Origin of the sequence: Burkholderia humptydooensis, assembly GCF_001513745.1 — a bacterium.
Taxonomy (GTDB): domain Bacteria; phylum Pseudomonadota; class Gammaproteobacteria; order Burkholderiales; family Burkholderiaceae; genus Burkholderia; species Burkholderia humptydooensis.
In genome coordinates, this window is sequence record NZ_CP013382.1 from 1,878,244 (window position 1) to 1,893,050 (window position 14,807).

The 14,807-nt window shown below is 69.2% G+C and carries 12 protein-coding genes; 5 read left to right on the plus strand and 7 right to left on the minus strand.

Annotation, left to right across the window (positions count from 1 at the left end; genetic code table 11):
* Positions 1–123: 123 nt before the first annotated feature.
* From AQ610_RS27345 to AQ610_RS27355, 3 genes are read right to left on the minus strand one after another with little or no spacing between them, the layout of a single operon-like run.
* Positions 124–1,527, minus strand: a complete 1,404-nt coding sequence (locus AQ610_RS27345; protein ID WP_006027657.1) for an LLM class flavin-dependent oxidoreductase — start codon at positions 1,525–1,527, stop codon at positions 124–126.
* A 42-nt stretch (positions 1,528–1,569) separates the two neighbouring features.
* Entirely contained in the window at positions 1,570–2,784 is a 1,215-nt protein-coding gene (locus tag AQ610_RS27350) for an SfnB family sulfur acquisition oxidoreductase (protein ID WP_006027658.1), read from the minus strand.
* Between the two features lie 4 nt (positions 2,785–2,788).
* A complete protein-coding gene (locus AQ610_RS27355; RefSeq protein ID WP_006027659.1) occupies positions 2,789–4,027 on the minus strand; it encodes an SfnB family sulfur acquisition oxidoreductase in 1,239 nt (412 codons plus the stop codon).
* Positions 4,028–4,422: 395 nt separating this feature from the next.
* Between AQ610_RS27355 and AQ610_RS27360 the strand changes: the two genes are divergently transcribed.
* Positions 4,423–4,776, plus strand: a complete 354-nt coding sequence (locus AQ610_RS27360) for a DUF3564 family protein (RefSeq protein ID WP_006027660.1) — start codon at positions 4,423–4,425, stop codon at positions 4,774–4,776.
* 327 nt (positions 4,777–5,103) lie between these two features.
* Here AQ610_RS27360 and AQ610_RS27365 read toward each other — a convergent pair whose 3' ends face one another.
* Both AQ610_RS27365 and AQ610_RS27370 read right to left on the minus strand, forming a co-directional pair.
* Positions 5,104–5,502: a nuclear transport factor 2 family protein gene (locus AQ610_RS27365; protein ID WP_043282887.1), complete on the minus strand. Its 399-nt coding sequence runs from the start codon at positions 5,500–5,502 to the stop codon at positions 5,104–5,106.
* A gap of 192 nt (positions 5,503–5,694) precedes the next feature.
* Positions 5,695–6,684: an AraC family transcriptional regulator gene (locus AQ610_RS27370; RefSeq protein ID WP_006027662.1), complete on the minus strand. Its 990-nt coding sequence runs from the start codon at positions 6,682–6,684 to the stop codon at positions 5,695–5,697.
* 197 nt (positions 6,685–6,881) lie between these two features.
* Here AQ610_RS27370 and AQ610_RS27375 point away from each other — a divergent pair, with 197 nt between their 5' ends.
* From AQ610_RS27375 to AQ610_RS27385, 3 genes are all read left to right on the plus strand, one after another.
* Entirely contained in the window at positions 6,882–7,343 is a 462-nt protein-coding gene (locus AQ610_RS27375; protein ID WP_009914591.1) for a (2Fe-2S)-binding protein, read from the plus strand.
* Between the two features lie 2 nt (positions 7,344–7,345).
* Complete coding sequence (locus tag AQ610_RS27380) at positions 7,346–9,574, plus strand: xanthine dehydrogenase family protein molybdopterin-binding subunit (RefSeq protein WP_006027664.1); 2,229 nt, start codon at positions 7,346–7,348, stop codon at positions 9,572–9,574.
* Between the two features lie 319 nt (positions 9,575–9,893).
* Complete coding sequence (locus tag AQ610_RS27385; RefSeq protein ID WP_006027665.1) at positions 9,894–10,319, plus strand: winged helix-turn-helix domain-containing protein; 426 nt, start codon at positions 9,894–9,896, stop codon at positions 10,317–10,319.
* 49 nt (positions 10,320–10,368) lie between these two features.
* Here the strand turns inward: AQ610_RS27385 and asnB are convergent, their stop codons facing one another.
* Together asnB and AQ610_RS27395 are read right to left on the minus strand one after the other, a co-directional pair.
* A complete protein-coding gene (asnB, locus tag AQ610_RS27390; RefSeq protein WP_043282803.1) occupies positions 10,369–12,339 on the minus strand; it encodes an asparagine synthase (glutamine-hydrolyzing) in 1,971 nt (656 codons plus the stop codon).
* A gap of 219 nt (positions 12,340–12,558) precedes the next feature.
* Complete coding sequence (locus AQ610_RS27395) at positions 12,559–13,383, minus strand: autoinducer binding domain-containing protein (protein WP_009914586.1); 825 nt, start codon at positions 13,381–13,383, stop codon at positions 12,559–12,561.
* A gap of 399 nt (positions 13,384–13,782) precedes the next feature.
* Between AQ610_RS27395 and AQ610_RS27400 the strand changes: the two genes are divergently transcribed.
* A complete protein-coding gene (locus tag AQ610_RS27400; protein WP_006027668.1) occupies positions 13,783–14,679 on the plus strand; it encodes a helix-turn-helix transcriptional regulator in 897 nt (298 codons plus the stop codon).
* The last annotated feature ends 128 nt before the right edge of the window (positions 14,680–14,807 follow it).

The following is a 14,807-nucleotide window of genomic DNA, read 5'->3' on the forward strand; positions in this document are numbered from 1 at the left end:
CGGCGCGGGCGCGCCGGCAACGCAGGCCGGCGGCCGCCGAGCCTCGACTCGACGCCCGGCATCGCGCGCCCGATCATCGCCCTCGGATCGCCGCCGACCGGCGACGCCGCGGCCTGCTCGCCGTCACTCCCCCGCCGCGATCCGCTCGGCCGCCGCATGCTCGCCGCCGACGCGATAGCTCGCGGCCGGATGCGGCGCCGCGAGCCGCGGCCCCGCGCGATGCAGCTTCTCGCGCAGCGTGCCCGGCGCATAGTCGGTCTGATAGACGCCGCGCCGCTGCAGTTCCGGCACGACGAGCTCGACGACGTCGACGAACGTCTCCGGCGTCACCGCGTACGCGAGGTTGAAGCCGTCGACGTCGGTCTCGTCGACCCACGATTGCAGATCGTCGGCGATCTCGCGCGCGTCGCCGACCGACACCGGCCCGAGTCCGCCGATGCCGCCCCAGCGCGCGATCTCGCGCACGGTCCACTGGCGCGTCGGATCGGCGCTCGACAGCGCCTCGACGGCCGACTGGATCGCATTGCTCTCGACGTGCTCGAGCGGCGCGTCGAGGTCGTATTTCGACAGATCGATCCCGGTCCAGCCGGACATCAGCGCGAGCGCGCCCTCGTCGCTCGCGTAGCGGCGATAGTCGGCGTGCTTCGCGTGCGCGTCGGCCGACGTGCGGCCCGTGATCACCGTGTGCAGGTTGAAGATCAGCACGTCGCGCGGATCGCGGCCGAACTGCTTCACGCGCTCGCGGATGTCGGCGACGAACGCCTTCAGGATCGTGCGCGACGGCGCGGCGACGAAGATGCACTCCGCATGCTGCGCGGCGAAGTCCTTGCCGCGCCGGGAAGCGCCCGCCTGATAGAGCACCGGCGTGCGCTGCGGCGACGGCTCGCACAGATGGATGCCGGGCACGTCGTAATGGCGGCCGCGATGGCCGACCGGATGCACCTTGGACGGCTCGGCGAACACGCGGCGCGCGGCGTCGCGCACGACGGCGTCGTCTTCCCACGAGCCTTCCCACAGCTTGTAGCAGACCTCGAGATACTCGTCGGCAATCGCGTAGCGCTCGTCGTGATTCGTCTGCTGCGGCAGCCCGAGGTTGCGCGCGGCGCTGTCGAGGTACGACGTGACGACGTTCCAGCCGACGCGCCCGCCCGTCAGATGATCGAGCGTCGACATGCGCCGCGCGAACGGATACGGATGCTCATACGACAGCGAGCACGTGACGCCGAAGCCGAGATGCCGCGTCGCGGCCGCCATCGCGGACACGAGCAGGATCGGATCGTTGACGGGCACCTGCGCGCCCTGCCGGATCGCCGCTTCGCCGCCGCCCTGATAGACGTCGTAGATGCCGAGCACGTCGGCGATGAACAGGCCATCGAACTTGCCGCGCTCCAGCAGTTGCGCGAGCCCGGTCCAGTAGCTCAGTTCGCGATAGCGCCACGACTCGTCGCGCGGATGCGCCCAGAGCCCCGGCGACTGATGGCCGACGCAGTTCATGTCGAAGGCGTTGAAACGGATCTGTCGGGTCATGGTGAAGCGTTCTCTCGATTCGGTCGATGGGCGGCTATCGCGTCACAACGCGCCGTGGCGCGGCGGCAGCGCGTCGTTCAGGTAGTAATCGGCGATCGCGATGTATTTCCAGCGCACCGGATCGTGCAGCGTGTGCGTGCGCGCATTGCGCCAGTGGCGATCGAGCGCGTGCTCGGCGAGCGTGCCCTGCGTGCCCGCGAGCTCGACGAGGCGCGACGACGCCGCGAGCGCGATCTCGGTCGTCGCCGCGCGCGCCTTCGCGACCGCGATCGACGCGGCCGCGACCGTGCGCTCGTTCGCATCGTCGATCGCCGCGTCCACGCGCATGCCCGCGCGCTCGGTCAGCGCGCCGGCCGCGTCGAGGTCGACTGCGAGCCTGCCGAAGATCTCGAGCGCGAGCGGATCGTCGCTCGCGCGCGCGACGCCGCTGTCGATCCACGGCCGCGCGCGTTCGCGCACGAAGCGGCGCGCGTCGGCGAACGCGGCGCGCGCGATGCCGAGATCGACGCCCGCGTGCAGCAACTGGCCGAGCGGGCCGACCGGCGTCGGCTTCGCGTCGAACGCGTCGCTGTACGGCACGACGGCCGATGCGTCGACATACACGTCGTCGAGCCGCGTCGTGCCGCTGCCCGTCGTGCGCTGGCCGAAGCCGTTCCAGTCGTCGTCGACCGTGAGGCCCGGCGCGCGCGCCGGCGCGAACGCGACGTGCAGCCGGTCGTTCGCGTCCTTCGCGACGACCGGAATCCAGTGCGCGAAGAGCGCGCCCGTCGAATAGAACTTGCGGCCGTTGAGCCGGAAGCCCGCGCCGTCGGGCGTGATCGTCGTCCGGTAGTCGCGCACGTGCTTCGTGCCGCGCTCGGACAGCGCGTTGCCGAAGCGCTCGCCCGCGAGCGCGCGCTCGAAGTAGAAGCGCTGCTGCGCGCGCGTGCCGTTCACGCGCAGCACTTCGAGCATGAAGAAATGGTTCTGCGGAATCTGGCCGATCGCGGGATCGGCCTCCGACACGATCGCCGTGACCTCCGCGAGCGTCGCCGCCGACACCGCCGCGCCGCCGAATTCGCGCGGCACCGCGATGCCCCAGAGGCCCGTTGCCGAATACACGTCGAGCTCAGCGTGCGGCAGGCGGCGCTCGCGATCGCGCGCGGCGGCGTCGGGCGCGATCGTCGCCGCGAACGCGCGGGCCGCGTCGAGCGCGTCGGCGTCGCTCGAAATCCGTCGCGCCGCACGCGCGACGGCCGGTTGCGTGATCGCGTTCATCGGCTCAGTTCCATGCGTGGCGCGCGGGCGCGACGCCGTTCAGATAGTAGTTGCCGACGAGGTGATATTTCCAGCGCACCGGGTCGTGCAGCGTATGCGTGCGCGCGTTGCGCCAGTGGCGGTCGAGGTCGTGCTCGGCGAGCGTCGCCTGCGTGCCGGCGAGCTCGAACAGCTTCTCGCTCGCGAGCAGCGCGATCTCGGTCGTCAACACCTTCGCCTCGCCCACCGCAACCGATGCGCGCGCGACGTCGTCCTCGGAGACTTCGCGTTGCGCGGCGAGCGCATCGAGCGTGCGCGCCGCGCGTTCGAGCAGCGCATCGGCCGCGTGCAACTGGATCACGAGGCGGCCCGTCTCGCGAATCGTCAGCGGATCGTCGGCCGCGCGCTCGACGCCGCTGTCGATCCACGGCCGCGAGCGCTCGCGCACGAAGCGCAGCGTGTCGTCGAGCGCCGCGTGCGCGATGCCCGCGTCGATCGCCGCCTGAATGATCTGCGACAGCGGGCCGTTCAGCGTCGGCTGATCCGACACGCGGTGCGCGGCAAACACATGCGACGCCGGCACGCGCACGTTGTCGAGCCTGACCGTGCCGCTCGCGGTCGTCCGCTGGCCGAAGCCCGACCAGTCGTCGATCACCGAGAGCCCGGGCGTGCCCTTCGGAATGTACGCGAGCCAGCCCTTGCGATCGTCGTCGATCCCGAGCACCGGCACGTAATGCGCGAACAGCGCGCCCGTCGAATAGAACTTCGTGCCGTCGACGCGATAGCCGTCGCCGTCGCGAATCACTTTCGTCTTCAGGTCGAGCACGTTCTTCGTGCCCTTCTCCGAGAAGCCGTTACCGAATCGCTTGCCCTTCAGAATCTCGCCGAAGAAGAAGCGCTTCTGCTCGTCGGTGCCCGTGAGCGCGATCACGTCGACGAGGCCGAAGTGGTTCTGCGGCAGTTGGCCGAGCGACGGGTCCGCGGCCGCGACGCGCTTCACGACCTCGGTCAGCGTCACGTGCGACACGCCCGCGCCGCCATACGCCTTCGGCACCGTGATCGCCCAGAGGCCCGATTGCGAGAACCAGTCGATTTCGTCGTAGGGCAGTCTGCGCTCGCGATCGCGCTCGGCCGCGCCTGGCGCGAGCCGCTCGGCGAGCGCGCGCGCGGCGTCGATCGCCTCGGCGTCGCTCGCGATTAGATGCGCGTCTCGCGCGGGCTCGCCGCGCGCGGTTTGGACGGCCGTCTCATAGATCGCGGACATGCGTGTCTCCGTTGAAGAACAAGGGACCAATCTATCAACGGGGCTTGCCGCGACCAACCGATCGATTCGGGAAACGTTATTCCGGACCCCGGAAAATGCGCATCGCACACGCTGCTTTGGCGACGCGCGCAATCGCGTGCGCGCGGCAAATCGACGCGCCCGATAACGCGATGCAATCGGGCCGACATGACGTGCGTGTGCACGCATCGCTCATGAAAACACCTGATTGCGCAGACAAGCCCGTTCACGGCACGCTATGCGCAACCGTTTCGCACGCGCCGCCCAGTGCCGGGCAACGCGATCCGCGTCAATCTTTTTGTGACGCCGCTTGCGTTCCGTGTCAATCCACCTAGACTGAGAAAGCTCACCGGCTAACCTTCGAAAGGAGACGAAGCATGCGCCTCACCATTCGAATCAACGGCAGCGGTTCCTCTGCGCAGCAATTCGCGGTCCTGTGGCTCGACACCGACGAGCAACTGTGGTCGCGCGAAGCGCATCAGGGCATCGATCTGCCGACGTGGGGCAAGGTGAAGGACGTCGAAGGCGCGGTTGCGCTGTGCTCGGCCGACAGCGGCGAAGCGCTGTGCCGGCTGCAAGGGCTGTCGTTCTCGAACGTGGAGCGTTCGTCCGACGAAGAGCATGGCGACGCGGTCCTCGGCGGCGAGAACCCGCAAGGCGCGTGGCGCCTGCAAGCGGTCGATTCGGCGTCGATCCAGCCCGAGCATCAGGGATTCACCGTCGTGCGCTGAGCGCGGCGCACGTGTGGCCGAACTGAGCCGGACGTTGAGCAGCGCGGCTCGCACGCGCGGCCGGTTTCGAATCGGTGCATCGATCGGCAGCGGACCTCCGAACCACCACGACACATCACGTCAAGCACGGCGTTCGCGAAACAGGCGAACGCCGTTTTGTATCGTCGACCCAGTGGCCGGCGCTCGTATGTTCGGCGTTCGTGAGCGCGGCGTAGCGATCCCTGATTCGCCCGGCGGGCCGCCGTCAGGCAGCCGCCTGATTTTTTGCGACGCGCGTCGCACGCTTCGGCACGCGCACCACCCTATCCGTTCGCTTGATCGTTTCGCTCAATCGATCCGCTCGACGAGATGCGAGCGATCGTAGGGTGCGGCGTATGGCTCGGGCCAGAACTCGACGATGCGCGCAATCTTCCGATGCACCACCGTGAAGAACGAAATCGCCCGCGCGCGCTGGACGCCGTCCGTGACGGACACGTCGGACACGGCCTCGTGCGCGTCGCCGATCATCCGGCCGATCGTAGACGTCCATGGCCCGTGCGCCGGGTACTCGCTATTCAGCATCGCGAAATTTCGGACGCCGCGAATGCGCTCGTTCGATTGCGGCCAGTCGAGCACGAAGCCGTCGGCGAGCACCGCCGCGACCGCATGAAAATCGTTCGTGCCCATCAAGCGCCAGAACTCGCGCGCCACGCCGACAGCCGTTTCGAGGTCGGAATTCATTTCGATGTCCGTATTCATGTTCATTGCCTCATTCGCGCCGGCACCGCCGCTTCGCCCGCGTGCGCATCGCGCGCGCACATGCAGGCATGCGCACGATCGCGCGGACCGCATGAGACGCGCGTCCCTCGCCGCGCGCTGCGCATGCCGAACCGAGACCGGTGTCTCACGCCACGCGCCGGCCGCCACTCGCCGCGCGCATCACTCCTGGACGCCCGTCCCGTCGCGGCGCCTCAACTGCACGACGTCGCGCAACGGCGGCGCGCCGAACAGGCGGCTGTACTCGCGGCTGAACTGCGACGGGCTGTCGTACCCGACCCTGAGCGCGACCGAGCCGACGTCGCCGTGCTGGCCGAGCAGCAGCCGGCGCGCCTCGTGCAGCCGCAGTTGCTTTTGATACTGGAGCGGGCTCAGCGTCGTCACGTGCTTGAAGTGATGATGCAGCGACGACACGCTCATGTTCACCTGCTGCGCGAGCGTCTCGACCCTGAGCGGCTCCGCGTAATGATCGCGGAGCCATTCGATCGCGCGCGCGATCCGGTACGTCTGGCTGCCCGCGACCGCGATATGCCGCAGCCGCGCGCCCTGCCCGCTCGTCAGCAGCCGGTACAGCAGTTCCTTTTCGATCAGCGGCGCGAGGATCGGAATGTCGCCTGGAGTATCGAGCAATCGCACGAGCCGCAGCGCCGCGTCGAAGAGCGGCTCGGACAGCGCGCCGACGGCGATCCCCTCGCCCGTCGGCACCGCGTCCGGCGGCGGCATCCGCATCTCGGCCGCGAGTTCGGCGATGCGCTGCACGTCGAGCGCGATCTTCACGCACAGATACGGCGCATCGGCCGACGCGCGCGTGACCTGCGACAGCATCGGCAGATCGACCGACGTGACGAGGCACTGCTGATGATCGTATTCGTATGCCTGCCCCGCGACCGTCACCCGCTTCGCGCCCTGCGCGGCGAACACGAACGCGGCGCGCGTGACGCTGCAGCCGAGGTCGACGGGCGACGAGCAGCGGAAGAACGACAGCGCGGGAATCGCGCTCGGGTGCGCGCCGTCGGCGGGTGCGAAGCGGTCGATCAGCGCGGCGAGCTCGCGGCGCGCGGCCTCGCGCGGCGCGAGCGACGGCAGCCGCGCATCGGCCGGGGGAGACGCCGCGTGCGCGGCGGATTCGAGTGGAGCGTAGCGCTGATCCATCGGCAATGAGCGAGCGTTGGAGTCGTGATCGTAGCAGGCGCGGATGCGGGCGACGCGGCGGCCGCCCACCGCGCTCGGGATTTGCAGGATTGTTCAATATTTTTGCAGGATTGTGTAAACGCAACGGCGGTCCGTCCCTCACACTGCCGGCTATCACCCGGCGCCAAGTCCGGGCATTCCCCACACGGAGATTGTCCATGTCTACCTCGTTTGTGCTGAACGGCAAGAATCTGACGCTGGACGCCGATCCCGCGATGCCGCTCCTCTGGGCGATCCGCGAAGACGCGGGCCTGCACGGCACGAAGTTCGGCTGCGGCGCCGCGCAATGCGGCGCGTGCACCGTGCATCTCGAAGGCCAGGCGGTGCGCTCGTGCGTGCTGCCGCTCGCAGCCGTCGCCGGCAAGCGCGTGACGACGGTCGAAGGGCTCGCGAGCAAGCCCGCGAAGGCCGTCCAGGCCGCATGGGTCAAGCTGCAGGTGCCGCAGTGCGGCTACTGCCAGTCCGGCCAGATCATGTCGGCGACCGCGCTCCTCGAACAGAACCCGGCGCCCACCGACGCCGACATCGACGCCGCGATGAACGGCAACATCTGCCGTTGCGCGACCTACACCCGCATCCGCGCCGCGATTCACGAAGCGGCCGCCACCCTGAAGGCCTGACGATGACGACCGACCTCGATCTCCCGAATGCGGTGCGCGCGTCCCGCCGCACATTCCTGAAGGCCGCCGGCGCCGCCGCGGCCGTTGGCCTCACGATCGGCTTCGAATGGCGCGACGCGGGCCGCCCGGCGCTCGCCGCCACCGCCCCCGCCGCCGATGCAGGCGCAGCCGGCGCGTTCGCGCCGAACGCGTTCCTGCGCGTCGCGCCGGACAACAGCGTGACCGTGATCGCGAAGCATGTCGAGATGGGCCAGGGCGCGTACACCGGCATCGCGACGATCGTCGCCGAAGAGCTCGACGCGAACTGGCGCGACGTGCGCGTCGAAAGCGCGCCCGCCGACGCATCGCGCTACGCGAACCTGCAGTTCGGCAAGCTGCAGGGCACGGGCGGCAGCTCGGCGATGGCGAACTCGTGGATGCAGTTGCGCGAGGCGGGCGCGAAGGCGCGCGCGATGCTCGTAGCGGCGGCCGCCGCGCAGTGGAACGTGCCCGCCGCCGAGCTGACGACGGGCGACGGCGCCGTGCGCCATGCGGCGAGCGGCCGCGAGGCGACCTACGGCTCGCTCGCGGCGGCCGCGGCCGCGCTGCCCGTGCCGGAGAAGGTCACGCTGAAGTCGCCGGCCGATTTCCGGCTGATCGGCAAGCCGGTGCCGCGCGTCGACGCGCTCGCGAAATCTGACGGCACCGCGCAGTTCACGATCGACGTGACGATGCCCGGCATGCTCGTCGCGCTGCTGCAGCGCCCGCCCGTCTTCGGCGGCAAGGTGAAGTCGTTCGACGCGAGCGCCGCGAAGGCGGTGCCGGGCGTCGTGTCGGTCGTGCAGGTCGAGCGCGGCGTCGCGGTCGTCGCGAAGGGCTTCTGGGCCGCGAAACAGGGCCGCGACGCGCTGAAGGTCGAATGGGACGATTCGAACGCGGAGAAGCGCAGCTCCGACGCGATCATGCGCGAGTACCGGCAGCTCGCCGAGCGCCCGGGCGCGTCCGCGCGCCGCGACGGCGACGCCGACCACGCGCTCGCCGGCGCGGCGAAGCGGATCTCCGCATCGTACGAGTTTCCGTACCTCGCGCACGCGCCGATGGAGCCGCTCGACGCGGTCGTCAAGCTGACGGCCGACAGTTGCGAGATCTGGGCGGGCGATCAGTTCCAGACGATCGACCAGGGCAACGCGGCGCGCGTCGCGGGGCTCGATCCGTCGCAGGTCAGGATTCATACGCTGTATGCGGGCGGCAGCTTCGGCCGGCGCGCGAACGCGTGGTCGGACTATGTCGTCGAGGCCGTGTCGATCGCGAAGGCGCTCGGCGCGAACGGCACGCCCGTCAAGCTGCAATGGACGCGCGAGGACGACATCCACGGCGGCCTCTATCGGCCGATGTACTTCCACAAGCTCGACGCGGCGCTTTCGAAGGACGGCAAGCTCGTCGGCTGGCGGCATCGGATCGTCGGCCAGTCGATCCTCGCCGGCACGCCGTTCGAGGCGGTGATGGTGAAGAACGGGATCGACCAGACGTCGGTCGAGGGCGCGGCGAACCTGCCGTATGCGATTCCGAACGTATCGGTCGAGCTGACGACGACGAAGGCCGGCGTGCCGGTGCTGTGGTGGCGCGTCGTCGGCAGCTCGCACACCGCGTATGCGGTCGAGGCGTTCGTCGACGAGGCCGCGCACGCGGCGGGCAAGGACCCGTACCTGTTCCGCCGCGACCTGCTCGCGCACGCGCCGCGCCTGAAGGCCGTGCTCGAGCTCGCCGCCGGGAAGGCCGGCTGGGACCCGGCAAAGCCGCTGCCGAAGGGCCGCGGACGTGGGATCGCGGTCGCCGAGGCGTTCAGGAGCTACGTCGCGCAGGTCGCCGAGGTGTCGGTGGACGAGCACGGCGCCGTGAAGGTCGAGCGCGTCGTCTGCGCGGTCGATTGCGGCACCGCGATCAATCCGGACGTGATCGCCGCGCAGATGGAAGGCGGCATCGGCTTCGGGCTCGGCGCGGTGCTGCACGGCGCGATCACGCTGAAGGACGGCAAGGTCGAGCAGAACAACTTCGACGGCTACCGCGTGCTGCGGATCGCCGAGATGCCGAAGGTCGAGGTGCACATCGTGCCGTCGGGCGAGGCGCCGACGGGCGTCGGCGAGCCGGGCGTCGCGCCGATCGGCCCCGCCGTCGCGAACGCGATCTTCGCGGCGACGGGCAAGCGGCACTACGCGCTGCCGTTCCCGGCCGCCGGAGAAGCGGCGGCTTGACGGGCGGGGGGCGGAGGGCGATGGGCGGCGCCCGCCGCCCGCCCCAATCGCTCCGCCGCACGTTACGTCGCCGGTCGCACAGACGTAACGCAAACGTCCGTGCTACGTAACACACCTTCAAACGGTTTCAGATTGTTACATTTCCGGCGCTACCGCAGGCCACGCGCCGCCACCCGAAAACGCTTTCGATTCATGCACTTGAGCGATAAAAAAGACCTTTGATGCCGTTTGACCGCTGCATCGCGCCAGCCTGGCCCGACACTTGCAGTAACGCTCCTCGTGCCGTTCGCCCATTCGTCTGCGAATCACGAGGATCACCATGGATTGCAAGTATCTGTACATCGACAACATCAAGATCAACTTCGTCCGCCGCATCATCGAGATCGACGGCGAGCCGGTCAGCCTGACCCCGCGCGAATTCGACGTCGTCGAATTCCTGCTCGACAACATGAACAAGGTCGTGTCGCGCCAGGCGATCCAGGAAGCGGTGTGGGGCCGCGAGCTCGCGGTGTCGTCGCGCACGCTCGACACGCACGTGTCGCGCATCCGCTCGAAGCTCGGCCTCGATTTCGACAAGAACATGCGGATCATTCCGGTCTATTCGATCGGCTACCGGCTCGTGCTGTTCGGCACGGCGACGACGCGCGTCGAGCCGCACGACGAGCAGCACGCGGCGCACGCCGCCGCGCCGCTCGCCCGTCCGGCCGCCGCGCCGCACCTCGCGCTCGTCGCCGAATACCACTGAACGCGCCGCGCGCCGCCGCGCGAAACGCGTTCGTTCGCGCGGCGGCGGCCTACCCGGCGCGCTGCCGCTCGAGCCACGCCTGGAACATCAGCACCGTCCAGAGCGGATGCTGCCAGTTCATCCGGCCCGACTGGTGCTGGCGCCACAGCCGCTCGACGCGCGTCGCGTCGAGATAGCCTTCGTCGCGCAGGCGCGCGGGGCGCAGCAGCTCCGCCGCCCAGTCGCTCAACTCGCCGCGCAGCCACGCGCCGACGGGCGCGCAGAAGCCCTGCTTCGGCCGGTCGATCAGCGGCCGCGGCACGTAGCGGTACAGCAGCTTGCGCAGCAGCCACTTGTCCTGCCCGTCCGGGATGCGCAGCGCCTCCGGCAGCCGCCACGCGAACTCGACGACGCGATGATCGAGAAACGGCATCCGCGTCTCGAGGCTCACCGCCATCGCCGCGCGGTCGACCTTCGTCAGGATGTCGGTGGGCAGGTACGTGAGCGTGTCGACGGCCATCGCCTGCTCGGCGAACGAGAGCCCGGCGGGCCACGCGCCCGGCGTGTCGATCAGCGTCTGCGGCTCGTGCCCCGCGAGCGTGAAGCGCTCCGGATGATGGACCGACGACATCAGCAGCCGGTACAGCGACGTGCGGCTGTCGGCCGTCATCACGTTCGCGAGCTTGTGCAGGCGGTCGCCGACGCGCGGCGACGCGTCGCGCTGCGCGGACCCGCTCCATACGCCCTGCACGAGCGCGGCGATCTGGTCCGCATGGTCGGGCCGCAGCGCGTGCAGCGCGGCCGCGATCCGCATCCGCACCGCGGCCGGCACGCGACGCAGCCGCCCCCACAGGCGCGGCGTCAGGAAATAGCGCGTGTAGCCGCCGAACAGCTCGTCGCCGCCGTCGCCCGACAGGCTCACCTTCACATGGCGGCGCGTGAGCTCGGAGACGAGCAGCGTCGGAATCTGCGACGAATCGGCGAACGGCTCGTCATAGACGGACGGCATGCGCGGGACCATCGCGAGCACGTCGGACGGCTTCACGTAGAGCTCGGTGTGCGACGTGCCGAGATGCCGCGCGACCGCCTTCGCATAGCCCGCCTCGTCGTAGCCCGCCTCGTGGAAGCCGATCGTGAACGTCTGCACCGGCTGCGCGGTCTGCGTCTGCATCAGCGCGACGATCACCGACGAATCGACGCCGCCCGACAGGAACGCGCCGAGCGGCACGTCGGCGACCGACTGCTCGGCGATCGCGTCGCGCAGCACGTGATCGAGCTGCGCGACCGCGGCGTTCGCATCGCCGTCGAACGGATTCGCACGGGCCGCGGCGATCACGCGCTCGAGCGACCAGTAGCGGCGCGGCGCGGGCTCGTCGGCCACGTCCTCGAGCTGCACGCAGGTGCCGGGCGGCAGCTTACGAATGCCTTCATAGATCGTGTACGGCGCGGGCACGCTCGCGTGGCGCAGATACAGGCACAGCGCGTCGCGGTCGATCGGATGCGCATCGAAGCCGGGAAAGCGCCGCAGCGCCTTCAGCTCGGAGCCGAACACGAACGAGCCGCCGATGCGCCCGTAATAGAGCGGCTTCTCGCCGACGCGATCGCGCGCGAGCGTGAGCACGCGCGATTCGCGGTTCCACAGCGCGAGCGCGAACATTCCGGCCGCCTTTTGCAGCGCGCGATCGATCCCCCACGCGGAGAACGCCGCGAGCAATACTTCGCTATCCGAATGACCGCGCCACTCGGGCGCGCGATGCTCGCGCTCCAGCTCGCGGCGCAACTCGCGAAAGTTGTAGATCTCGCCGTTGAACGTCATCGCGTAGCGGCCGCACGCGGACAGCATCGGCTGATGCCCGTGCTCGGACAAATCGACGATCGACAGGCGCCGATGGCCGAGCGCGACGCCCGCGTCGGGATCAATCCACAAACCGGTATCGTCCGGGCCGCGATGCGCGAGACTGTCCGTCATTCGCGCGAGGGTCGCGCGGGCTGTCTCCGGTGCACATGCAACAGGGCCAACGAAGCCGCTGATTCCGCACATGACGAATTTCTCGTTCGAATGGTGAAAAAGGGTATGGCCTGACGAGCGGCCGGCGCCCGTCGGTTGGGCGCATATTACGAAGAAAATATTCGTCAATTAATCCGGCTTGCGGCGGACATTTTTTTATAGTGAAAAATTAATTCGCCCGTAAACGGTTTTGTATACGATGTGCCAGTCTGTTGCGCCGCATCATCCAACTTGCGTCCGATGCACGCTTCGTCATCCGCGCAAGCGCCGCGCCGCGAGATACGCGAGCTGCGCGCGGTTGCGCGCATTGAAGCGTTTTTCGAGCATGCGGATCTGCGCGCCGACGCGATGCAGCGACGTGCTGAGCGCGTTCGCGATTTCCTGATCGGACAGGCCGTGCACGAGCCGCTCGAGCACCGCCGCCTCGTCGTTCTCGAGCACGAACGCGCGCGCGCCGCCGACGCGCGCATCGAGATGCGGCTGCGCGGCGCGATGCAAGTCGAGGCTGAGCGCGAGCGCGCAGCCGATCACCCGATCGTCGAGCGAACCGTCGTGCGCCTCCGACGCGAGGCTCACCACGACGCGCAGATCGAGATGCGGCACCGGCCAGCAGAAGATCACGCCGCTGTGCATTGCATGCGCACGCAACGAATTCACGAGCGCGTGCATGCGCCGCTCGCCCGTGCGGCGCGCATGCGCGTCGAGCTCGTCGAGCCGCCACGCGACCGGCGAGACGCCCTGCCGCCATTCGGCGAAGCGCGGATCGACTTCGAACAGCCGGCCTTCGACGTACGCGCGCAAGAACGACACGGGCGCGAAATCGCGCAACAGATATGCGGCGAGCATCTGCTGGCCGATCAGCTCGAACGCGCCGTAGCAGAGCGTCGTGAAGCCGACCGCGCGCAGGCGCGCATCGCAGTTCGCGACGTCGAACGCCGCGCGACGCGGCCCATCGGGCAATGCGGCGAACGAGGAAACGGGAGGATGCGTGTCGCGCGGGGCGAATCCGCCGCGCGATGCGGCGAGCTCGGCATGCGAAAACCATTCGATGCGCGGCGCGCTGTCAGCAATTGTCATGGGGGAAAGCCGGCTTCTTGTGTTCGTGATGCTGTTGCGCAGGAACCCCGGCAAGCAAGTGGTCTTTGATTCGCGCTTTCGTCTCGCTGCCGAGCGCGGTTAGTATTACAAGATATTACGCGCAAGCGTGCCGCTTTGTACAATGCCTTCGCTCGCGACTCGGGCGCGGCGCGCGACGTCTCGATGCCGGATGAGAATGCGCGTTGGCGACGCGCGCGACGGAGCGCACCCGCGCCGCAGACGCAGCAAGCGCGAACGTGAACGCGCACGTCGCAGCCGCTCGCGTCGCGAGCGAGCAGGCCGCATACGCGTTCGTCACGAGCGTACACGTTGCGATCGCACACCGCGTCCGTCCGTTCGATCGAACGGCACCGGACCACCGCCGCGAGGTTTTTCGTCATGTCGGACATTGCAGTGCAGGAAGTCGCCGCCGTCGCGGCAGTCGCGCGTCCCGTGTCGCACGTGAATCCGGGCGGCACGACGCGCGACGCGCAGACGATCGACGTCGTCTGGTGCGGCCACGCGAGACGCGCGGCCGACGCCGAGCCGCGCTTCGCGCCGCGCCTGGGCGTCGCGGAAATGCTCGCGAGCGCGCGCGGCACCGCCGAGTGCGGCCGCATCGCGACAAGCCTGCTGCGGCTGATGGGCTTCGCGACGTTCGCCTATTTCGCGCTCGAGTTCACGCGCGACGCCGCCGAATGCCTGTACCTGCACGAAGCGTTCACGCCTGCCGCGTATCGCGGCGATTACGTGCGCCGCCGCCATCACGACATCGATCCGCGGATGCTCGGCACGCGCGCGTCGAGCATGCCCGTCGTCTGGGATCTGCGGCAGCTCGCGCGCGATCACGCGGCGCACGGCTCGAATGCGGATGCGCTCGACGGCTTCCTGCGCGTGATGCACGACGACAACATGTGCAGCGGCGTGATGTATTCGATGCCCGTGCCGGGCACGCGCGTGCATGCGTTCGCGAGCTTCACCGCGCCGCGCCGCTCGCGCGACTGGATCTCGTCGACGACGCTCGAGCAGGTGCTGTCGCTCGGTTTGTCCGTGCACCGGTTCGCGGCGCCGCAGTTGATCGCGTCGGCGCGCGAGCGCGCGGCCGAGCGCCTCACGCCGTTCGAGCGCGAATTGCTCGTCGGCATCGCCGAAGGCGCATCCGACAAGGAGATCGGCCGGCGGCTCGACACCAGCGCGCACAACGTCGACTACCATCTGCGCAAGCTGCGCAAACGCTTCGGCGTCGCGAACCGGATTCAGTTGACTTATTTCGCGTCGGCGCGCGGGCTGATCTGATGCGCGCTGATGCGCGCGATCGCGCACGGCGTCAGGCCGCGCGCAATCGCGTTCGGGAAAGCCGCCGCCGCGAATCGGGGACAGCGGCGACAGCGACGAACAACAGGCAGCGCGCCCGAACGGCGAGC

Coding starts and splice junctions, on each gene's coding strand:
- AQ610_RS27345 (WP_006027657.1), bottom strand. CDS start 1,527: ATGACCCGACAGATCCGTTTCAACGCCTTCGACATGAACTGCGTCGGC.
- AQ610_RS27350 (WP_006027658.1), bottom strand. CDS start 2,784: ATGAACGCGATCACGCAACCGGCCGTCGCGCGTGCGGCGCGACGGATT.
- AQ610_RS27355 (WP_006027659.1), bottom strand. CDS start 4,027: ATGTCCGCGATCTATGAGACGGCCGTCCAAACCGCGCGCGGCGAGCCC.
- AQ610_RS27360 (WP_006027660.1), top strand. CDS start 4,423: ATGCGCCTCACCATTCGAATCAACGGCAGCGGTTCCTCTGCGCAGCAA.
- AQ610_RS27370 (WP_006027662.1), bottom strand. CDS start 6,684: ATGGATCAGCGCTACGCTCCACTCGAATCCGCCGCGCACGCGGCGTCT.
- AQ610_RS27375 (WP_009914591.1), top strand. CDS start 6,882: ATGTCTACCTCGTTTGTGCTGAACGGCAAGAATCTGACGCTGGACGCC.
- AQ610_RS27380 (WP_006027664.1), top strand. CDS start 7,346: ATGACGACCGACCTCGATCTCCCGAATGCGGTGCGCGCGTCCCGCCGC.
- AQ610_RS27385 (WP_006027665.1), top strand. CDS start 9,894: ATGGATTGCAAGTATCTGTACATCGACAACATCAAGATCAACTTCGTC.
- asnB (WP_043282803.1), bottom strand. CDS start 12,339: ATGTGCGGAATCAGCGGCTTCGTTGGCCCTGTTGCATGTGCACCGGAG.
- AQ610_RS27395 (WP_009914586.1), bottom strand. CDS start 13,383: ATGACAATTGCTGACAGCGCGCCGCGCATCGAATGGTTTTCGCATGCC.
- AQ610_RS27400 (WP_006027668.1), top strand. CDS start 13,783: ATGTCGGACATTGCAGTGCAGGAAGTCGCCGCCGTCGCGGCAGTCGCG.